This window comes from Erwinia sp. E602 (assembly GCF_018141005.1).
In the GTDB taxonomy this organism is placed as follows: Bacteria; Pseudomonadota; Gammaproteobacteria; order Enterobacterales; family Enterobacteriaceae; genus Erwinia.
This window is the reverse complement of record NZ_CP046582.1, coordinates 3,287,821-3,307,785: the sequence shown is the minus strand read 5'-3', so window position 1 is coordinate 3,307,785 and position 19,965 is coordinate 3,287,821. Positions and strand designations below refer to the sequence as shown.

General features: G+C 58.8%; 16 protein-coding genes. 10 read left to right on the top strand and 6 right to left on the bottom strand.

All coding sequences use genetic code 11. From position 1 onward, the window contains the following. Positions 1–86 precede the first annotated feature (86 nt). On the bottom strand, positions 87–1,667 hold the full coding sequence (locus GKQ23_RS16710; protein ID WP_212408911.1) for a phosphoethanolamine transferase: 1,581 nt from the start codon (positions 1,665–1,667) through the stop codon (positions 87–89). 514 nt (positions 1,668–2,181) lie between these two features. Here GKQ23_RS16710 and mntR point away from each other — a divergent pair. From mntR to GKQ23_RS16670, 8 genes are all read left to right on the top strand, one after another. Then, positions 2,182–2,634, top strand: a complete 453-nt coding sequence (gene mntR / locus GKQ23_RS16705; RefSeq protein WP_056236994.1) for a manganese-binding transcriptional regulator MntR — start codon at positions 2,182–2,184, stop codon at positions 2,632–2,634. A gap of 24 nt (positions 2,635–2,658) precedes the next feature. Next, a complete protein-coding gene (locus GKQ23_RS16700) occupies positions 2,659–3,774 on the top strand; it encodes an SLC13 family permease (protein ID WP_212408910.1) in 1,116 nt (371 codons plus the stop codon). Between the two features lie 120 nt (positions 3,775–3,894). Continuing rightward, a complete protein-coding gene (locus GKQ23_RS16695) occupies positions 3,895–5,034 on the top strand; it encodes an HlyD family secretion protein (protein ID WP_056236990.1) in 1,140 nt (379 codons plus the stop codon). Beyond that, positions 5,031–6,596, top strand: coding sequence for a DHA2 family efflux MFS transporter permease subunit (locus tag GKQ23_RS16690; protein ID WP_212408909.1), 1,566 nt, complete (start codon positions 5,031–5,033; stop codon positions 6,594–6,596). The genes GKQ23_RS16695 and GKQ23_RS16690 overlap by 4 nt, the downstream gene beginning before the upstream one ends. A gap of 1 nt (position 6,597) precedes the next feature. After that, on the top strand, positions 6,598–8,145 hold the full coding sequence (locus tag GKQ23_RS16685; protein WP_212408908.1) for an efflux transporter outer membrane subunit: 1,548 nt from the start codon (positions 6,598–6,600) through the stop codon (positions 8,143–8,145). Positions 8,146–8,658: 513 nt separating this feature from the next. Continuing rightward, positions 8,659–9,264 (top strand): TetR/AcrR family transcriptional regulator, encoded by a 606-nt coding sequence (locus GKQ23_RS16680; protein ID WP_101506023.1) that lies wholly within the window; start codon positions 8,659–8,661, stop codon positions 9,262–9,264. Between the two features lie 110 nt (positions 9,265–9,374). After that, positions 9,375–10,055: a type 1 glutamine amidotransferase domain-containing protein gene (locus GKQ23_RS16675; protein ID WP_056236983.1), complete on the top strand. Its 681-nt coding sequence runs from the start codon at positions 9,375–9,377 to the stop codon at positions 10,053–10,055. A gap of 223 nt (positions 10,056–10,278) precedes the next feature. Further along, positions 10,279–11,244, top strand: coding sequence for a zinc-binding alcohol dehydrogenase family protein (locus GKQ23_RS16670; RefSeq protein ID WP_212408907.1), 966 nt, complete (start codon positions 10,279–10,281; stop codon positions 11,242–11,244). 134 nt (positions 11,245–11,378) lie between these two features. Here GKQ23_RS16670 and GKQ23_RS16665 read toward each other — a convergent pair whose 3' ends face one another. Both GKQ23_RS16665 and GKQ23_RS16660 read right to left on the bottom strand, forming a co-directional pair. Next, positions 11,379–11,849 (bottom strand): GNAT family N-acetyltransferase, encoded by a 471-nt coding sequence (locus tag GKQ23_RS16665; protein WP_056236980.1) that lies wholly within the window; start codon positions 11,847–11,849, stop codon positions 11,379–11,381. 84 nt (positions 11,850–11,933) lie between these two features. Further along, positions 11,934–12,872 (bottom strand): LysR family transcriptional regulator, encoded by a 939-nt coding sequence (locus GKQ23_RS16660; protein WP_212408906.1) that lies wholly within the window; start codon positions 12,870–12,872, stop codon positions 11,934–11,936. A 103-nt stretch (positions 12,873–12,975) separates the two neighbouring features. On the opposite strand from GKQ23_RS16660, the gene GKQ23_RS16655 reads away from it, so the two are divergent. Both GKQ23_RS16655 and GKQ23_RS16650 read left to right on the top strand, forming a co-directional pair. Continuing rightward, complete coding sequence (locus GKQ23_RS16655; RefSeq protein WP_212408905.1) at positions 12,976–14,184, top strand: MFS transporter; 1,209 nt, start codon at positions 12,976–12,978, stop codon at positions 14,182–14,184. 253 nt (positions 14,185–14,437) lie between these two features. Continuing rightward, positions 14,438–16,030, top strand: a complete 1,593-nt coding sequence (locus GKQ23_RS16650; RefSeq protein WP_056236975.1) for an ABC-F family ATPase — start codon at positions 14,438–14,440, stop codon at positions 16,028–16,030. Here GKQ23_RS16650 and GKQ23_RS16645 read toward each other — a convergent pair. The 3 genes from GKQ23_RS16645 to moeA form a co-directional block, all read right to left on the bottom strand. Further along, on the bottom strand, positions 16,027–17,613 hold the full coding sequence (locus GKQ23_RS16645) for a sensor domain-containing diguanylate cyclase (protein WP_212408904.1): 1,587 nt from the start codon (positions 17,611–17,613) through the stop codon (positions 16,027–16,029). The genes GKQ23_RS16650 and GKQ23_RS16645 overlap by 4 nt on opposite strands. 105 nt (positions 17,614–17,718) lie before the next feature. Next, complete coding sequence (gene moeB / locus GKQ23_RS16640; RefSeq protein WP_056236972.1) at positions 17,719–18,477, bottom strand: molybdopterin-synthase adenylyltransferase MoeB; 759 nt, start codon at positions 18,475–18,477, stop codon at positions 17,719–17,721. Next, positions 18,478–19,710 carry a molybdopterin molybdotransferase MoeA gene (gene moeA, locus GKQ23_RS16635; RefSeq protein ID WP_249168421.1) on the bottom strand — a complete coding sequence of 411 codons (1,233 nt, stop codon included), beginning with the start codon at positions 19,708–19,710 and terminating at the stop codon, positions 18,478–18,480. It lies immediately after the preceding gene. Positions 19,711–19,965 lie beyond the last annotated feature (255 nt).

Sequence of the window (19,965 nt, the reverse complement as noted above, 5' to 3'; positions counted from 1 at the left end):
CCCGCCAAGCGGGTCCGCGTGAAAATCCGCCCCCCGGGGCGGATTTTTTTTTGCCTGTTAACCGGCCGTGCGGCGCGATTAAGCGGCTATTTGAGGATCGGGTCCTGCTGCAGCTGGCTGAACGGCAGCCGTTTCAGCGCAAAGTTAGTCACCTCCACCGGCGGGGCTTTCTCAGCGGAGATAAAGCGGTAGCCTGGGGTGATTTCGCGGGTGCGGATCCCGGTCCACTGCGAGAACAGCGTTAAAAAGTCGTTTGCCGAGCGCGGCCGGTCAATCACCTGATGGTGGGTATCGCCGCTCGAGGCGACGAACAGCGGCACCTCAAAGTTCTGCCGGTACTTATCATCGTGGGTCAGGTATTCGTTGACGGTGCCTTTCTCTTTAAAGGCCAGACCGTGATCGGAAAAATAGATCATCGAATAGCTCAGGCCGCTGTTGTGCAGCTGCTGCCACAGCTGCTGCAGAAAACCGTCGGTCTGGGTGATGCTGTAGAGGTAGCAGGACGTCTCTTTCGAGTGCAGAAACTCGACGTAGCGCCCCCGGGTGCGGTCGCAGGCCTTAGGATGCGACCCTACCAGGTGATAAACCAGCAGGCGCGGGGCATCCACCGGGCGCGCCAGCGCGGCAGCGGTAAAAGGTAGCAGGTCTTCATCACGGGTGTTCTTGTCGGCTTCAAAATCGCCCTGCTTGAGGAAGTGAACGTTTTTCGCCCGCAGGGCGATGCTGGCTACCGGCGTATCGTACTGGCCGATCTGCCCCTGATTTGAGATCCACCAGGTGTCAAATCCGGCGCGGTTGGCGAGGCTGATGATGTTGTTCTGATACTGCGGCGTGCCGTTACTCACCAGGTTTAAGGTCAGCCCCAGCGATTTCTGCGTTGACGAGGCGGCAGAGGTATAACGGGTGAAAAACTGCCCCGGTAGCTGGCTGGCAAACGGCGTGTTATCCCAGTGGCCGCCAAAAGCGCCGAGCGCATCGCGGCGGGCGCTCTCACCGATCACCACCACGTAGATCTGCCGGTCAGGCTTCACGCCGAGCAGGTGCCAGTCGTCCTGCAGGGTGGAGAGCTGCTGCATGCGGCTGATTTCACGGTTGACCGACAGCTTGCTCTCCAGCGTGTCTTTCACAAAGCGCACCAGCGGAATACCGGCATCTTTCGGGTTAAACACGCCGCCGGTAAGCTGGTTAAGCACCGGCTGCGTCAGCCAGGCGATCGCCACCAGCGCCAGGCCGGCGCTGTGTAGATGACCCCAGCGCCGTCTGACCGGTGCTTTTCGCCACAGGGCGATCGCGCCACAGACGACGATCAGCAGCCCCAGCAGATAGTCATGCAGCGGGAAGATCAGCAGCGTTTCGCTGGCCTCTTCCACGCTGGTGGCGTGCATCGCCAGCAGGGTATTGAAGTTGGGCGGGCCGAACGCCTGGCCAAAAGGATAATAGAGCCCGGCGACCAGCGCGGTGCCTGCCACCAACACTTTCAGGCTGCGCGGCGCAACGGCGGCCAGCAGCAGCAGCAGCACGGTAAACGCCACGCTGTAGGGCAGGCTGAGCGGGTAGCCAAAAGCCAGATTAATTAAAACAGAAAACAGCAGGTACAGTCCGGTCCACGGGCTCAGCCACGCACGGTAGCGGCCTGCCGCGGCAGTTTTTATCAGTGTCAGATTCATTCTCGGTTCTTAATCAAAAGCCAAAGCGCGTCGCTTCAGAGGGCTGAAGTGGCAGAGTGCCTGAAACAGCTCGTCAGAAATGGGGGGGACGGGAGGAAGGTGATCCGGTCTGCCTGCACTCTTTACGAAAGGCTGGCAAGATAATCGCTGTTTTAAAGAAAGGCAACCAGTGAAATGAAGTCGTTATGTGAGGGACTAAACAAAAGTGTCATATTGGCCGGGGGTCAGGAAGCCTGACGGGCAGGCTTCCGATCGGTCAGCATTTCCAGCAGCATCAGGCGCAGGGTAAACGGCGAGCGGCAGAGCAGTTTCAGCAGCAGCGGTCGTTTCATGGCAATGTCCCTCCGGTTAATCGGGGTAAGGTCGAATTATCAACAGGTATAGCACAGGCTATACCCTATAGCCAGAGCTAATACGCTAAATTTTGTGCTTCTTTGAGCTTCGATTACAATGTCACTCCAACAGACCGACGCGGTGTTGAAAATGACGTCGGTTAATAAGAAGAGGAAGCTGAATGAGTCGTCGCGCAAAAGTTGCAGTGCCCGCGCCACTGAAAGAGATTGAAGAGCATGTCGAAGGCTTCCGCCAGGTACGTGAGGCCCACCGTCGCGAATTAATCGATGACTATGTTGAGCTGATTTCCGACCTGATCCGCGAGTTTGGCGAGGCGCGTCAGGTTGATATGGCCGCCCGCCTTGGCGTGTCACAACCCACCGTGGCGAAGATGCTGAAACGCCTTGCGGGCGGGGGCCTGGTCGAGCAGGTGCCGTACCGTGGCGTGTTCCTGACCCCGGAAGGGGAGAAGCTGGCGGAAGAGAGTCGCGAGCGCCATCACATCGTCGAGACCTTCCTGCTGGCGCTGGGCATCAGCCCCGATACCGCGCGGCGCGATGCGGAAGGCATCGAACATCACGTCAGCGACGAGACGCTGGCGATTTTCAGGCAGTTCAGCGACAGCCGTCAGTAATATCTATCACCTTTGCGAGCCAGTATGACAACCCTGCTCAGGCCTTTTTTGCACGATCGTTTTCTGCATCTGTTAGTGGTTCTGGGCCTGCTGCTGGCCTGCTATGTTCCGTTCACCTTCGCCGAGCTGCCGCGCGCCGTCGACTGGCCGACCATGGTAACCCTGTGTGGCCTGCTGATGCTGACCAAGGGCATCGAGGCCAGCGGCTATTTTGACGTGCTCGGCCGCCGCCTGGTACAGGGCTTTCACCGGCAGCGCTCGCTGGCGCTGTTTCTGGTGGCCGCCGCCGCGCTGCTCTCCACCTTTCTGACCAACGACGTGGCGCTGTTTATTCTCGTGCCGCTGACGCTGTCGCTGCGCAAGTACTCGGCGCTGCCGATCGCCCGGCTGATCATCTTTCAGGCGCTGGCGGTTAACGCCGGTTCGCTGCTGACGCCGATCGGCAACCCGCAAAACATTCTGTTATGGCGGCACGCCGGCAGCGGCTTTTTCACCTTTATCGGCCAGATGGCGCCGCTGGCGGCGATGCTAACCGCCAGCCTGCTGCTGCTGACCGCCTGCTGCTTCTCCGGTAAACGCATTGAGCGCCACGAGCACGTTGAGGAGAGCGGCTGGCAGCGACCGCTGCTGTGGACCAGCGCCGTGCTGTACGGCGTGTTTCTGGCGGCGCTGGAGCTGGATCTGGCGCTGTGGGCGCTGGGGCTGGTCGTGGTGGTGTTCCTGATGATGGCGCGGCGCATTCTGCTGACCATCGACTGGAGCCTGCTGGTGGTGTTTATCGCCATGTTTGTCGACGTGTTCCTGCTGACAAAGCTGCCGCTGCTGCAGACTGGCCTGCAGGCGGCGGGTTCGCTGTCGGAACTGCACGGCTTCCTTCTGGCCGCCGGGCTCTCCCAGCTGATCAGCAACGTGCCGACCACCATCCTGCTGTTAAGCAGCCTGCCGCCGACGGTGTTGCTGGCCTGGGCGGTAAACATTGGCGGCTTCGGTCTGTTACCCGGCTCGCTGGCCAACCTGATCGCGCTGCGGATGGCGAAAGATCGCCGGATCTGGTGGCATTTCCACCTCTACTCCGTGCCGATGCTGGCGTGGGCGCTGGTCAGCGGATGGCTGCTCTACCTGGCTATTTATGCTATTTAGCCACGCTTAGCACAAGTTTTGTCAGGAAAGCCTGGTATATGTCAATTTTGGCTCTATGTTTATATACCAGACTGACCACTTGCGGCCTCAGTTTGGGGCCGCCTTATCCTGACGGGAATTATGGCTAATCAAACATCTTCTGCGGACGACGCACATCGTCCGCAACACGCACCAGAGACTTCATCACAACCCGAACCGCAGCAAGACGATGACGCGCCGCGTAAAACCCCCGGCAAAAAGCCGCTGATTATTCTGGCTCTGGTGGTGGTGATAGCGCTGATCGTCGGCCTGTGGTTCTGGCTGACCACCCGCAATATCGAAACCACCGATGACGCCTTTACCGAAGCGGACGCGGTGACCATCGCCCCGAAAGCCTCCGGCTACGTTACCGAACTGCGGGTGAAGGATAACCAGCGGGTGAAGAAGGGCGATCTGCTGCTGGTGATCGACCCGCGTGACAGCACCGCGCAGCGCGATCAGGCGCAGGCACAGCTGGGGCTGGCCGAGGCGCAGCTGCATCAGGCTCAGGCGCAGCTGGCGCTGGCCCGCGTACAGTACCCGGCGCAGAAGGATCAGGCGCTGGCCCAGCAGGCGCGCGCCGAAGCGAACCTGAAAAATGCTCAGGCGGACGATAAACGCCAGCGCGGCGTCGACCCGCGCGCCACCTCGCAGCGTAATATCGACAGCGCCAGCGCCCAGCTGCTGAGCGCCAGAGCGGAGCTGGCCAACGCCCGCGCGCAGGTTGAAGTGGCCTCGCAGATTGCCCTGCAGATCCGCCAGCAGGAGACCAACGTTGAAGCGCGGCAGAGCCAGGTGCAGCAGGCACAGGCGCAGCTGAACACCGCTAACCTCAACCTCTCCTATACCGAAGTGCGCGCGCCGTACGATGGCTTTGTTACCAAGCGTAACGTGCAGGTCGGCACGCTGGTGCAGGCCGGCACCTCGCTGTTTTCGCTGGTGTCTGCCGATACGTGGATTGTCGCCAACTTTAAAGAGTCGCAGCTGGCGCGCATGAAGCCGGGCGACAAGGTTGAGATCAGCGTCGATGCCTGGCCGGATCGCCAGCTGCAGGGGCATGTTGACAGCGTACAGATGGGCAGCGGATCGCGTTTCTCCACCTTCCCGTCGGAAAACGCCACCGGCAACTTTGTGAAGATCGTCCAGCGCGTGCCGGTGAAAATCATCATCGACAGCGGGCTGGATGCGAATCAGCCGCTGCCGATCGGCCTGTCGGTTGAGCCGAAGGTGACGGTGGAATGAGCCCGCAGAGCTGGAAACCGGCCAGCAACCCCTGGCTGGTCGCCCTGACGGTGACGCTGGCGGTGTTTATGGAGATCCTCGACACCACCATCGTTAACGTTGCCCTGCCGCATATTGCCGGCTCGGTGTCGGCCAGCTATGACGAATCTACCTGGGTGCTGACCTCCTATCTGGTGGCTAACGGCATCGTGCTGCCGATCTCCGCCTTTTTCAGCCGCCTGCTGGGGCGTAAGCAGTTTTTCCTGATCTGCATCGTGATGTTTACCGTCTGCTCCTTCCTGTGCGGCATCGCCACCGAGCTGTGGCAGATCATCCTGTTCCGCATTATGCAGGGCTTTTTCGGCGGCGGCCTGCAGCCGGTGCAGCAGTCGGTGCTGCTTGACTACTTTAAGCCGGAGGATCGCGGCAAGGCGTTTGGCCTGTCGTCGATTGCCATCATCGTCGCGCCGGTGCTCGGGCCGACGCTGGGCGGCTGGATCACCGATAACTACAGCTGGCGCTGGGTGTTCTTTATTAATATCCCGGTAGGCATCATCAGCGTACTGGCGATTTACCAGCTGCTGGAAGATCCGCCGTGGGAACGCAAGTGGGCCAAAGGCAAACTGCGCGTCGACTATATCGGCATCAGCCTGATCACCCTCGGCCTCGGCTGCCTGCAGGTGATGATGGACCGCGGTGAGGACGCCGACTGGTTCCACTCCAGCTTTATCGTCACCTTTGCGCTGCTGGCCATCGTCGGGCTGGTGGGGGCCACCTACTGGCTGCTGTATGCCAAAAGGCCGGTGGTCAACCTGGAGGTGCTGAAGGATAAAAACTTCGCCGTTGCCACGCTGCTGATGTCCGGCATGGCGGCGATCCTTTACGGCAGCTCGGTGGTGATCCCGCAGCTGGCGCAGCAGGACCTTGGCTACACCGCCACGCTTTCCGGGCTGGTGCTGTCGCCGGGGGCGGTGCTGATCGTGCTGTCGATTCCGCTGGTGCTGAAGCTGATGCCGCTGGTGCAGACCCGGCTGCTGATCATGTTTGGCTTTCTGCTGCTGGGCGGGTCGTTTATTTACTCGACGCGGCTGACGCCGGATATTGATTTCGGCTCGCTGGTCATGCTGCGCAGCCTGCAGACCATCGGGCTGGGCTTCCTGTTTGTGCCGCTGACCACCGTGGCGTTTATCACCATCCCGCAGCGGCTGAACGCCGACGCCTCGGCGATCCTCACCATGTTCCGTAACGTGGCCGGCTCGATCGGCATTTCGCTGTCGACGGCGATGATCACCGAGCGCACCCAGGCGCACAGCGCGCACCTGGTGCACAATATGACGCCGCTTAACGAGCCCTTTAACCTGGCGGTGGAGCGCTGGGCGCAGGGGGTGCGCGATGCGGTGCATGCGGCGGGCGATCCGCTGGTGATTGCCACCGGGCAACTCTATAAGCAGATGATCGTGCAGGCGCGTTTCCTCGCCTATATCGACGTCTTTATGTACCTGAGCGTGGTTGCGCTGGTCATGATTCCATTTTGTTTATTGCTTTCGCCGATTCGTAGCGAAGGCAGTGCGGGAGCACACTGATATGCTGGCATTACCTCAATTTTCCCGCGCGCGCGGCGCGCTGTTGATTTCTGCGGCGTTGCTGCTGAGCGCCTGTGCCGTCGGGCCGGATTTTAAAGCCCCGAAGCCGGCCACGCCAGGCAGTTTTAACAGCCTGCAGTCGGACAGTGCCTCGACGCCGCTGGCCGCGAAGATTAACGCCCGCTGGTGGCAGTCGTTTAACGATGCGCAGCTCAACGGCCTGGTCGAGCGGGCGATGCGCGATAATCTGTCGCTGCAGCAGACGGTGCTGCGCATCGCCGGCGCGCGGCAGCAGCTGAACCAGGCGCGCGGTGCCTGGGCACCTTCCGTTAACGGCAACGCGCGGTTTACCCGCCAGCAGCTGGGGATTAAAGGCGAGCTGGAGTCGGAGGGCGTGTACGATCGGGTGCAGCAGGCCGGTGGCGATACCGATCTGACCCCGGTGCTCGACAGCCTGTCGCAGCCGGTCGGGCTGTATCAGGGCAGCCTGGATGCGTCGTGGGAGCTGGATCTGTGGGGCAAGGTGCGTCGCCAGGTGGAGATGGCCGGGGCGCAGCAGCAGCAGCAGGTTGAGAGCCGCAACGACGCGCTGGTGTCGCTGCAGGCCGAGGTGGTGCGCGCCTATCTGCAGCTGCGCGGCGCGCAGTCGATTAGCCAGACGTTGCAGACGCAGATTGACGTGGCGCAGCAGACGCTGGAGCTGACGCAGAGCCAGCAGCAGAACGGCCTGGCGCCGCAGACCAACGTGGAGAGCGCCCGCGCGCAGCTGAACGGGTTGCGTGCCCAGCTGCCGCCGTATCAGGCGCAGATCCATCAGGCGATGAACGGTCTGGCGGTGCTGACCGGCCGGGTGCCGGGGGCGCTGGACGGCGAGCTGACGGCGGTGAAGCCGCTGCCGTTGCTGCCGAAGGTGGTGCCGGTGGGGGTGCCGTCCGAGCTGGCGCGTCGTCGTCCTGACGTGCGTGAGGCGGAGGCGCAGTTGCACGCCGCCACCGCCAATATCGGCGTGTCGATTGCCCAGCTGTTCCCGAGTTTTTCGCTGACCGGGCAGTTTGGTATGCGAAACAGCGACGCCGGTTATCTGGATAACTGGAGCAGCCATTTTTACAGTTACGGGCCGTCGGTGAGTATTCCGATTTTCCAGGGCGGGCGGCTGGTGTCGAGCGTGAAGCTGGCGCGGGCGCAGCAGGCCAGCGCGGCGCTGGGTTACCGGCAGGCGGTGTTGACCGCGCTGCAGGATGTGGAGAATGCGCTGGTGAGCTATCGGAGCGATCAGCAGCAGGTGGACGGTCTGGATGAGACGGTGGCGGCGCAGCAGACGGCCTTTACGTTGGCCAGCGATAGTTACCGGCAGGGGATTTCCAGTTTTGTTGAGGCGCTGGATGCGCAGCGGCAGCTGGCGCAGGCGCAGCAGCAGGCGGAGCGGGCGCGGGTGCAGAGCAGTCTGGATTTGGTGGCGTTGTATAAGGCGCTGGGGGGCGGCTGGGAGGGGTATCAGCAGGTTTCGCTCCCGGAGTATAAGGTGTTTGGGGAGGCGGAGACGCCTTAACCTTTCTGGGAGGGGGGCTGCTAAGGTCAACGTCTACGTCAACGGCCTGTCGTCTGGCAGATCGAGACTGTCGGCCTTCCAAAAGCAACGTCAACGTCAACGGCCTGTGGTCTGCAGGATCGAGACTCACGGGCCTGTCAGCGGGCGACCCTGCGCGGGTTACCCCGCTCCGGGCTCATCCCGCTGCCCTCCCTGTTAATTGACACTTGTTTGGCCTGACTGGAGCAACGTCAAATGCTACGGTCTGGATCACGTCAAGTGCTTTAGTCCATTCAACGTCAAATGCAGGGCAGGGCGTGTTGTCTGGTTGATCGAGACTCACAGCCGTCATGCGGGCGACCCTCTGCGGGTTACCCCGCTGCCCTCCCTGTAATTTAGCTTCTTTTTGGCCTGCCTGGAGCTGCGGCCGCAGTTTTGGGCCTTGCTACAGGGTTGAACCGCAAATTTTTGACAAGGTCAGTAAAATGCATTTATTTTATAGACGACCGGTCGAATTGTTGTTATCTTAAGCTTATGAAAACTGCAACGTATCAACATAACCAGCAAGTCCGCGAACATATACTGGCCGTTGGCCAGCGGATTATGGCGGGTAAAGGCTTTTCAGCCGTTGGCCTGAAAGAGATCCTTGACGAGTCAGAGGTGCCTAAAGGCTCCTTTTACTATTACTTTGCGTCGAAAGAAGATTTCGGTGTGGCAATGCTGAGCCACTATTTCGCTGCCTATCTGCTGGAGCTTGATGAAATGCTGGCGGATAGCAGCATGAACCATGCTCAACGGTTGATGAACTACTGGTTGCAGTGGCGTAAAACGCAGTCCTGTGAAGATTGCCAGGGCAAATGCCTGGCGGTAAAACTGGGCGCTGAAGTATCCGATCTGTCAGACAAAATGCGTGCCGCCCTGATGAACGGTACGGCAGGGATCATTTCCCGGCTGGCGGATGCGCTGGAAGCTGGCGCTGCGGAAGGCTCTTTGCAGTTTGAAGGTGAGGCAGAAAAGGTGGCCGAAGCGCTTTATCAGCTGTGGGTCGGGGCCAGCATTATGGTGAAGATTGTCCGTACGGCCTCGCCGTTTGATGCAGCGCTGAGCCTGACCCGACAGACTTTACGTATCTCCCTCTGAGAGGGGGTATTTTTTTATCCATTTTATAGACGACCGGTCAGCTTTAAGTGGTGTATTAATCATCACCCGGTCTGCTAATCATCACCACCGCGATAAACAGGAGTGAGACAATGAAAGTTCTGATGGTACTGACCTCGCATGACAAACTGGGTGACACCGGCCTTAAAACCGGCTTCTGGCTGGAAGAGCTGGCGGCACCGTACTACGCCTTTAAAGATGCGGGCGCGGAAATTACGCTGGCTTCACCGCAGGGCGGCAAGCCACCACTCGATCCTAAAAGCAATGAACCTGACTTCCAGACCGATTTTACCCACCGTTTTGAAGCCGATGCGGATGCCAATGCCCAGCTGGCAACCACCGTTAAACTGGACAGCCTGTCTCAGGCTGATTTCGATGCCGTATTCTATCCAGGGGGGCACGGCCCATTGTGGGATCTGGCAGAAGATAAACACTCTGTCGCGCTGATCGAAGCGTTCTTTGCCGCTGGCAAGCATGTCGCCTTTGTCTGTCACGCGCCTGGCGTGTTGCGTCATGTGAAAACACCGGACGGCAAGCCGTTGGTGGCAGGGCGTCAGGTTACGGGCTTCACCAACACCGAAGAGGAGGCCGTAGGCCTGACTCAGGTGGTGCCATTCCTGGTCGAAGATGAGCTGAAAGCGAAGGGCGGTCTGTATTCAAAAGCCGCTGACTGGTCATCCTATGTTGTCACTGACGGCCTGCTGATCACCGGGCAAAACCCGGGTTCATCAGAAGCCACCGCTGCACAGCTGATTAAAGCGCTGGCGAAGTAAATGCAATAGACGGCTGAGCGTTATTTTTCGCTCGGCCAGTCTGCAGCAGTAATGAAGGATTGGTATGCAACCTGAAGCACGGTTACAGCTGGCGCGCTGGGCCCTTTGCCACTGAACGCGCTGAACGCCGAAATCTGTACGGTGGCGCGGAACAGGGCTTCACTGATTATCCGCTTTATCACTCTTCATTTAAGTCATTCACTCATATTCAAGGACACTCAAGATGAAAGCAGTAACCTATGCACGGCCTGGCGGCCCGGAAGTTTTGCAACTAGTGGATATCGCTGAGCCGGCCATCAAACCGCATGAACTGCTGGTAGCGGTAGAAGCCATCAGTGTTGAGGGTGGCGATATCATTTCGCGCAACAGCCAGTCTTTGCAGCCTGATGAATGCCTCGGCTATGCGGCTGCGGGCACCGTTCTGGCAACCGGTAGCGAGGTACAGGACTTTGTCGTGGGGCAGAAAGTGGCCACGTTTAACTGGCGTGGCGCTTACGCCGAGCGGCGTGCGGTTGCGGCGTATAATTGTTTTCCCATCCCGGAAGGCCTGGATCCGCGCGTAGCGGCAGCGATCCCGGTTGGCCCCGGCACTGCCGCATGGGCATACCATCTGGGGAAACTGCAGCCCGGCCAGACTGTCTTGATCCTGGGCGCAGCGGGTGGCGTGGGTGTAGCAGCAGTCCAGCTGGCAGCACGGATGGGCGCACGCGTTATCGGTACCGGAACGCGTGCTGAATCACTTGAGGCGCTGCGCCAGTTTGGCCTGAATGATGCGATCGTTGTCGGCGAGAAGCTGGCGGGTGAGCAGGTTAGTGAACTGCTTGGCGGTAACCACGTCGACCTGCTGATCGATACCATCGGTGGCGATGCGTTATCTGATGGCGTTAAAGTCCTGCGCGATGGCGGTACGGCGGTTATCATCGGTATTCTGGCCGGTCGTAATCATATGATCGATACCGAATATCTGCTGCTGCACCGCATCACGCTGATTGGCTGCCTGTTAGGCGTCGAGTGGGGCGAAAAACAGATTGCGCGCGACCTGGTGAATGAGCTGCTGCATATGGCAGCTAAAGGTGAGTTGATTGTGCCGATTGACAGTACGTTCCCGCTGGAACAGGCTGTGGAAGCACATCAGCGTGCAGAAACACGCGGACGTATGGGTAGGGTCTTCATCACGTTAGCGCCGTAAAAGAATCAGGTCTAATCCGTTACCGGATCTGCAAAGCATCTTTGGCAACTAAGGGTTCCAGTAACAGGCCCTCTGTTGTGAGAATGGGTGTCTGTATGTTTAATTATCCTTAATAATTAATAGGTTGCTGACCATTATAGCCTGCAAATCATATCCATACAGCGCAGATCCGTTTCGGTAAGACCTGATGGATAGAGGCTTTCTCTGACGAGAGTAAAACCGTGTTTTTCATAAAAAGACTGTGCATTCGGCGTTGAGGATAAAGTTAACTCCTCAAACCCCTGTCTCCTCGCTTCGTCTTTGATAGCCTCGATAATCAGGCTACCAAAGCCCTTCCCCAGGTGCTCTGGCAGAGTGAAAACAGCCTCAACGCTTCCCGCAGAAATGTCCAGGAAACCCGTGGCTACCGGTCTGTTACCCGGACAATCAACGACAAAAAAAGGATTTGCCGCGATAACTCTCCTGAAACTCTCGGGCATTGCTGCTGGCGTCCACGCTTCAATAACCGCAGCGTCGTAGCTGCATTTGCATCCATAGCGAATAGCCTGGTTCCTGATGTTCCAGCATTCTTCTGCCTCAGCAGATGTTGCGAGTCTGGCCTTCATAGCTTCCCCTTATCTTTTCTGTACCAGCAAGTTACCCGAATTTACCATAGCATTTGTTGCCCGCCATTGAGCCAGTCGGGTGCTTTATGGCGATGCAATGCCGCACTCTGTTGCTAAGGAGAGATTGCTCAGTTTCTGCTGCATGAAATCAATCAGCGCTCTTGTTTTGGCGGGCAGGTAACGCCGGTTTGAATAAACGGCGAACAACTGCAATGGGGCTGCCGATTGTTCAAACCCGACCTCGATTAACCGTCCATCGCTAATCCAGGGTTGGCAGCCTTGTTTCGATAGTATGGCGAAGCCGACACCCGCCAGCGCAGCGCGTCCTGCCATCTCTCCGCTGTTAACCCGGTAATGCCCCTTAACCTTAATGGTCTCGAACCCTCCCTTTGCGTTGACGAACTGCCAGGCAGCCCCTTTCAGTGCGCTTACCGTGGTTATACAGGGTAATTCTTCAAATTGGCGGATATGAGACGGGGTGCCATAACGCTGAATGACGGAGGGGGCTGCAACAATAGTGCAGGGGATAGTCAGCAGATGACGGGCTATATAGTCACTGTCATCCATCTGACCACGGGTAATAATGACCGCTAAATCCAGATCGTCTCGCAGGGAGTCGAAACCAGACAAATTGGTGATGCAGCTGATCTCCAGGTCCGGGTACTGACAGGCAAACTCAGCAATAACAGAACCCAATAATGCAGGACCTGATTCATTGGGAATACAGAGTCGTAAAGGGCCCTTGAGTTGCATCTGCCGCAGCGTTAATTCTGCCTCAGTTTGCTCGAGTGCCTCCAGCAAGGGCTTCGATCGGGTATAGAGCAGGTGCCCCGACTGGGTGAGTTTCATATGCCGGGTGCTGCGCTCAATAAGCTGAAGATTCAGTTTTTCTTCCAGCTGAGCAATACAACGGCTGACATTTGATGTGGGCATTTCAAGGACTTTCGCGGCACCGACAAAACTATCCCTTTCAACCACAGCAATGAACACTTTCAGCGTATTAAAATCAAGAGCCGGACGCATTGATTATCCCATTTATGGTAATGGTGTGTGCCATTTTTACCCTATTATAACCATCATTACCAGCGGTTAAACTCAGGTATCTTTCATCCACAGGTTGCTTGCTATGCCACTGGTCACACAAACGTTTAATCATAAAGCCTTTGCGCGGATAGCCATGGTAATGGCTTTTGTTCAGTTCACCAATGCGCTGGAGTACATGGCGTTCACGCCCGTATTTGCTTTTATGGCAGAGGGGTTTTCGGTTCCCGTAACATTTTCTGGCTATGTCTCTGGTATGTACACGCTGGGTGCTGTCCTTTCCGGAATTGCTGCTTTTTACTGGATCCACCGGTTTAATAAAAAACGGTTCCTGATCAAGAATATGCTGCTGCTGGGAGTGCTGACATTTTTGTCCACACTCACGGCTGATTTTGACACGCTGCTGGTGCTGCGATTTTGCGCAGGATTGGTGGGTGGCACAACAATGGGTGTGGGTATAAGCATTCTGATCAATGCGGCCCCGGAAAACTTACGTGGAAAAATGCTGGCAACGGTGATTGCATCATTTTCTATGGTCAGTATCGTCGGTATGCCGGCTGTCTTATTTCTTTGCACGCACTATGGCTGGCACACTGCGCTGTGGTTGATCGGTTTACTTTGTCTGGTGTCTGTACCCTTGATAATATTTATCCTTCCGGGAGATGCCGTACCATCAGACATGAAGTCCAGCCTGTCTGTTAATACCCGAACCTTGCTTTTCGCCTCCTGCACTGCACTGGTACAGTTTAGTCCGATGCTGATTATTCCTATTCTGACGCCACTAATGATGCAGTTTCTGGGGGCACAACAGCACCTGTTGCCATTATTGTTCTTAAGTGGCGGGGTTGCTGGTTATCTGGCGACAAAAATAACAGGGATCCTGACGTCACGTTTGTCTGCTCTGATGCTGGCAACCCTTTCAACGCTGCTCTTTATAGCCAGTTTGCTGATTCCTGCGCTGGGCTATCATCATGCATTTCTGTTTATAACCCTGTTTCTTGCGGCCTCATACAGCCGGCTTGTTTGCGCTTCGTCTGTCGCTGTGCGGTATCCTGAGGATGAACAACGCGCCAGTTTTTCTTCACTACAGTCAGCAATGATGTACCTGATAACCACTTTCGCATTCTTTCTGTGTTCCTTATTACTACCTGAGCAGGGCATAACAACGCAAAATCTAAACAGAGTGCTGGTTGTCAGTGCGTTGGCCGCATCCGGATTTCCCATATTAGTCATCATACTTCAAAAGAAACTGGCTAAACGCACTATCCAGCCTGACCACCCGATCGTTGATTAACGTAATGCCCGCTGTTGGCACAGGGTTGCGGTAGCAACCCTGAGAATTTCAAACCGCAAACTTCAGTCGATGCAGATGGCCGAGGCGCGTCAGGTACTGATGATCTTTGTCGGCCTCTGGCTGCCAGGGCGCATTGGCCGGCAACTTCTTCCCGGGGCGACGGCCTTCTGCTCACTGCGCTGTATTCATACCGTCCTTTTTGGCATAATGCGCGCTGACTCACATCCCCATACGCTAACGAAAGGCTATCTCTGTGCTAGTTTCCAGCAACGTCACCATGCAGTTTGGCAGTAAGCCGCTGTTCGAAAACATCTCTGTTAAATTTGGCGGCGGCAACCGCTATGGTCTGATCGGTGCTAACGGCAGCGGCAAGTCCACCTTTATGAAAATCCTCGGCGGCGATCTGGTGCCGACCGCCGGCAACGTCTCCCTCGATCCGAACGAGCGTCTGGGTAAACTGCGTCAGGATCAGTTCGCCTTTGAGCAGTACTCGGTGCTGGATACGGTGATCATGGGCCACGGCGAGCTGTGGGCGGTGAAGGAAGAGCGCGATGCCATTTACGCGCTGCCGGAAATGAGTGAAGAAGACGGCTATAAAGTGGCCGATCTGGAAGTTAAGTACGGCGAAATGGACGGTTATACCGCCGAGGCGCGCGCCGGTGAACTGCTGCTGGGCGTGGGTATTCCGCTGGAGCAGCACTACGGCCCGATGAGCGAAGTGGCACCCGGCTGGAAACTGCGCGTGCTGCTGGCACAGGCGCTGTTCTCTAACCCGGAAATTCTGCTGCTTGACGAACCGACGAACAACCTGGACATCGATACCATTCGCTGGCTGGAGCAGGTGCTGAACGAACGTAACAGCACCATGATCATCATCTCGCACGACCGCCACTTCCTGAATATGGTCTGCACGCATATGGCCGATCTCGACTACGGCGAGCTGCGCGTTTATCCGGGCAACTATGACGAGTATATGACTGCGGCGACCCAGGCCCGCGAGCGTCTGCTGTCGGATAACGCCAAGAAGAAGGCACAGATTAACGAACTGCAGTCGTTCGTCAGCCGCTTCAGCGCCAACGCCTCGAAATCCCGTCAGGCCACCTCACGCGCCAAGCAGATCGATAAGATCAAGCTCGACGAAGTGAAGGCCTCCAGCCGCCAGAACCCGTTCATCCGCTTCGAGCAGGACAAAAAGCTGTTCCGTACCGCGCTGACGCTGGAAGAGGTGACCAAAGGTTTCGACAACGGTCCGCTGTTTAAAAAACTGAGCATGCTGCTGGAAGTGGGCGAAAAGCTGGCGATCCTCGGCCCGAACGGTATCGGTAAAACCACGCTGCTGAAAACGCTGATCGGCGAGCATCAGCCCGATCACGGCACGGTTAAATGGTCCGAGAACGCGCAGATTGGCTATTACGGCCAGGATCACGCCCATGACTTCGCCGACGACCTCAACGTCTTCGACTGGATGAGCCAGTGGATGCAGGAGGGCGACGATGAGCAGGCGGTGCGCAGCATTCTGGGTCGCCTGCTGTTCAGCCAGGACGATATCAGGAAGCCGGCTAAGGTGCTGTCCGGTGGTGAGAAGGGCCGTATGCTGTTCGGCAAGCTGATGATGCAGAAGCCGAACGTGCTGATTATGGATGAGCCGACTAACCACCTCGATATGGAGTCGATCGAAGCGCTGAACATGGCGCTGGAGATGTACGAAGGCACGCTGATCTTCGTCTCCCATGACCGCGAATTCGTCAGCTCGCTGGCCACCCGCGTGATTGAGATGACTCCGGGCAAACTGAACGACTTCACCGGTAACTACGAAGACTACCTGCGCAGCCAGGGTATCGTTTAATCCTCCGGCGATGGGCCTGCGTTGTCAGGCTCATCGCCGTAAATTACCAGCCGGTTTTTCCCCGCCCGTTTTGCGGCATACAGCGCGTTATCCGCCTCTGCGACCAGTCGTGGCCCGCTGAGCGCATCCTTACCCCCTGTCATCACCTGTAGCCCGACGCTGATGGTCACCACCTGCTGGACCGCTGTGGCATCCCCGTGCGGAATTTGCAGTGCGGCAATCGCCGCAATCGCCCGGCGGGCAAAGGCCGCTGCGGCCGGCAGCGAACAGCCGGGCATAATCACCGCAAACTCTTCGCCGCCGTAGCGGGCGATCAGATCGTCGCTGCGGTGCGGCAGGGCGCTTAGCGCGCTGGCGATCTGCGTCAGACAGGCGTCGCCGGCCGGGTGGCCGTAGCGGTCGTTAAAGGCTTTAAACGCGTCAACGTCAATCATCATCAGCGCCAGCGGGGTATGCAGCTTCTGCGATCGCTCGATGCTGCGTTGCAACCACAGGTCGAAGTGACGGCGGTTGGCCAGCCCGGTCAGGCTGTCGATCAGCGCCAGCGACTGCAACGTATGGTTGCTGGCGGTGAGCTTATCACGTACCCGGGTCAGCTCCTGCTGGTTGGCGAGGTCAAGGCTGATATGGCGCAATAGCAGCAGGCCGAGCCACATCAGCAGCAGCAGCAGAATGGTACAGAGCGCAATATAGACGCTGATGGTCGGTAACCACGCCTGCATCAGCGGCTGCTTTGCGTAACCGGCGGCGACCACCAGCGGGTAGCGCGGCAGGCTGGCGTAGCCAAACACGCGTTCCACCCCGTCGAGCGCCGATTTGTAGATCGCGGTGCCGCTGGGGGCGTCCTTTAGCAGCCGGGTGAACAGCGGACTGCTGGCAATATTCTGGTTAACGGCGCTGTCCTGGAACGGCCGCAGGTAAAGGATGGTGCCGTCGTTCTGCATCAGCGCCAGCACGTCCTGCCGGCCGAGGTTGTAGTAGCCATACACGGTGCGGAAGAAATCCAGGCTGACCGAGGCCATCACCACGCCGCGGAAGCTGCCGTCGTCATTGTTCAGCCGCATCGATACCGGGATCACCAGCCGCCCGGAGGAGCGGCTGCGGATCACCGTGCCGATATGCACGCCCGGATCGTCATGGGTGGCGTGATAGCGAAAGTAGTTGCGGTCGCTGTTGTTGGCGCGCTGCGGAATGTTGCCGTCGGAGGTCACCACCCAGTTACCGGCAGCATCATAAATAAAGATGCCGCTCAGCTGCGGCAGCGCGGCCTTGCGCTCGGTGAGCATCGACTGCAGATAGCCGTTGCGTTCGTGGCGCAGGCCGATCAGCTTGATGCGATCGCGCAGATCCTGCAGCGTCAGGTCAACCTGGAGAAAGGTATCTTCCGCCTGGCGCGACAGCGACTGGGCGAGGTTGTGGGCGTTGTCTCTGGCGGTATTGAGGGCGCTGTTCCAGGAGTTCCAGATAATCCAGCCGTTCACCGCGGTTACCGCACCGGAGATCACCAGCAGAAAAACAATCATCATCTGACGTAATGACAGTTTTCCGCCGTAGGATGGGGTGCTGCGAAGGTGATCGGTCATCCAGCTGCGCCTCCTCGGCCAGGGTGATGGTTTAACTATAGCCTGGCTGTGCCGAACCCTTTGTTTTTCCTGCCAGGTATCCTGTAAATCGTCGCGGCCATCACGCTATCGTGGGGCCGAACACACGTCGCAGCCGGGGTCTTTCGCCACCTTCAGCGTGCGGAACTGCAGGGTCATGGCGTCGTACAGCAGCAGCTGGCCGGCGACCGTGCTGCCGTAATCGCTGAGCACGCGGATCGCTTCCATCGCCTGCAGCGAGCCGATCACCCCGACCAGCGGGGCCATTACCCCGGCTTCGACGCAGCTCAGGGTGGCGTCACCAAACAGGCGGCTCAGGCAGCGGTAGCAGGGCTCGTCGTCACCCCAGCGAAACACGCTGATTTGCCCCTCCATACGGATCGCCGCGCCGGAGACCAGCGGCGTTTTGCTGGCAAAGCAGACGCGGTTAAGTCGTTCGCGGGTGGCGACGTTGTCGCAGCAGTCGACCACCAGATGATGATCGTTAACCAGCGCGGCCAGTTCCGTTTCGCTCAGCCGCGCGTCCAGCGCGCGATAACCGACCTGCGAGTTGATCGCCTGCAGCCGCTGGCGGGCGGACTCGACCTTTGCCATCCCCAGCTGCGCCTCGCCGTGCAGCACCTGGCGCTGCAGGTTGGAGAGCGACACCCGGTCAAAATCCAGCAGGGTCAGATGACCGACCCCGGCGGCGGCCAGGTACTGGCTGGCGGCTGAACCCAGCCCGCCCAGCCCGACCACCAGCACCCTGGCGGCCTTCAGCCGTTCCTGGCCGTCAAAGTCAAACCCGCGCAGTACGATCTGGCGGTTGTAGCGCAGCATCTCTTCGTCATTCAGTTCCGCGTGCATTCAGCTCTCCAGCAGGGCGTTGAACGGTTCCACCTCAACCCACTCGCCCGCCTCCACGTTGCCGCGTTCGCGCTCCAGCACGATAAAGCAGTTGGCGTGCTGGTAAGAGCTGAACACGTGCGAGCCCTGATGGCCGCTGCTGGCCACCTGCAGCGAGCCGTCCTCCGCCCGCGACAGGACGCCGCGCTGGAAGTCGAGGCGGCCGGGGGATTTTTTCAGCGGGCCGGAGGCGCGCACCCGCTGGCGCGGCGGCAGCGCTGCCCCCTGCTGCCCGGCCAGTTTCGCCAGCAGCGGCTGCACCAGCTGGTAGAAGGTCAGCACGGCGGAGACCGGATTGCCCGGCAGGCCGCAGAACCAGCTGTTGGCCAGACGCCCGAAGGCGAAGGGTTTGCCGGGTTTGATCGCCAGCTTCCAGAAGGCGACTTCTCCCAGCTCCTCGAGCATCTGCCGGGTATAGTCGGCGACGCCCACCGAGACGCCGCCGCTGCTGATCACCACGTCGGCGACGGTATCGGCCTCGATAAAGGCGGCGCGCAGCGCGGCGGGGTCGTCGCGAATAATCCCGAGGTCGATGACCTCGCAGCCGAGCTTGTTCAGCATCAGATGTACCGCAAAGCGGTTGGTATCGTAGATCTGTCCGGGTGCCAGCGGCTGGCCCGGCGACTGCAATTCGTCGCCGGTGGAGAGGATCGCCACCCGCAGCGGCCTGACCACCGCGACGTCGGCAACGCCCAGCGAGGCCAGCAGCGGCAGCTCGGCCGGGCCGAGGCGTTGTCCGGCCTGCAGTACCACGTTGCCCTGACGGATATCTTCCCCCGCGCGGCGAATATTTTGCCCGGCGCTCACCGCCGCGGTGAGGATAATCCTCTCTTCCTGCTGCTGCGTCTGCTCCTGCATCACTACCGCCTCACAGCCCGGTGGGATCGGTGCGCCGGTCATAATGCGCAGGCAGCTGCCCGTCGGCCACTCGCCCTGCCAGGGGGCACCGGCCAGCACGGTGCCGGCCACCGGCAGCGGCGCGCCCGTCAGGTCGGCCATGCGCAGCGCGTAACCGTCCATCGCCGAGTTATCAAACGGCGGTACGTCGATTGGAGAGGTGACAGGACGGGCGGCGATGCGTCCGGCGGCGGCGGGCAGCGGCAGGGTTTCAGCGTCCTGCAGCGGCGTGATGCGTGCCAGCAGGGTATCGAGGGCCTGTTCGAACGAGATCAGGCCGGCGGTAAAGGGTTCCATAATATCTCCACGGGCGTGCGCGGCGGGCACGGCATGCATAAGTTGCCGTTATTATGGCGCTAATCCGGCTGCCGGTCACCTGTTGTCCCGGTCCGCAGCACGGCGGGGCGGGCGGGAAAAGTGAGACATGCATCTATGTTAGAACCATAAGTTATTATCAGGGAACCACGTTTCTTCTTTACATCCCCTGGCGCCCTACCTATATTCAAAAATGGATTTTTTCAAGTCAAAAAAAGCTAACTCAGTGTTTTGCCT

What these genes read in the sequence shown, in the direction of transcription:
- GKQ23_RS16690 (WP_212408909.1), top strand. Translation starts at nt 5,031, where the DNA reads ATGAGCCCGCAGAGCTGGAAACCGGCCAGCAACCCCTGGCTGGTCGCC.
- GKQ23_RS16655 (WP_212408905.1), top strand. Translation starts at nt 12,976, where the DNA reads ATGCCACTGGTCACACAAACGTTTAATCATAAAGCCTTTGCGCGGATA.
- GKQ23_RS16645 (WP_212408904.1), bottom strand. Translation starts at nt 17,613, where the DNA reads ATGACCGATCACCTTCGCAGCACCCCATCCTACGGCGGAAAACTGTCA.
- GKQ23_RS16695 (WP_056236990.1), top strand. Translation starts at nt 3,895, where the DNA reads ATGGCTAATCAAACATCTTCTGCGGACGACGCACATCGTCCGCAACAC.
- GKQ23_RS16680 (WP_101506023.1), top strand. Translation starts at nt 8,659, where the DNA reads ATGAAAACTGCAACGTATCAACATAACCAGCAAGTCCGCGAACATATA.
- GKQ23_RS16700 (WP_212408910.1), top strand. Translation starts at nt 2,659, where the DNA reads ATGACAACCCTGCTCAGGCCTTTTTTGCACGATCGTTTTCTGCATCTG.
- moeB (WP_056236972.1), bottom strand. Translation starts at nt 18,477, where the DNA reads ATGCACGCGGAACTGAATGACGAAGAGATGCTGCGCTACAACCGCCAG.
- GKQ23_RS16665 (WP_056236980.1), bottom strand. Translation starts at nt 11,849, where the DNA reads ATGAAGGCCAGACTCGCAACATCTGCTGAGGCAGAAGAATGCTGGAAC.
- mntR (WP_056236994.1), top strand. Translation starts at nt 2,182, where the DNA reads ATGAGTCGTCGCGCAAAAGTTGCAGTGCCCGCGCCACTGAAAGAGATT.
- moeA (WP_249168421.1), bottom strand. Translation starts at nt 19,710, where the DNA reads ATGGAACCCTTTACCGCCGGCCTGATCTCGTTCGAACAGGCCCTCGAT.
- GKQ23_RS16660 (WP_212408906.1), bottom strand. Translation starts at nt 12,872, where the DNA reads ATGCGTCCGGCTCTTGATTTTAATACGCTGAAAGTGTTCATTGCTGTG.
- GKQ23_RS16710 (WP_212408911.1), bottom strand. Translation starts at nt 1,667, where the DNA reads ATGAATCTGACACTGATAAAAACTGCCGCGGCAGGCCGCTACCGTGCG.
- GKQ23_RS16670 (WP_212408907.1), top strand. Translation starts at nt 10,279, where the DNA reads ATGAAAGCAGTAACCTATGCACGGCCTGGCGGCCCGGAAGTTTTGCAA.
- GKQ23_RS16675 (WP_056236983.1), top strand. Translation starts at nt 9,375, where the DNA reads ATGAAAGTTCTGATGGTACTGACCTCGCATGACAAACTGGGTGACACC.
- GKQ23_RS16685 (WP_212408908.1), top strand. Translation starts at nt 6,598, where the DNA reads ATGCTGGCATTACCTCAATTTTCCCGCGCGCGCGGCGCGCTGTTGATT.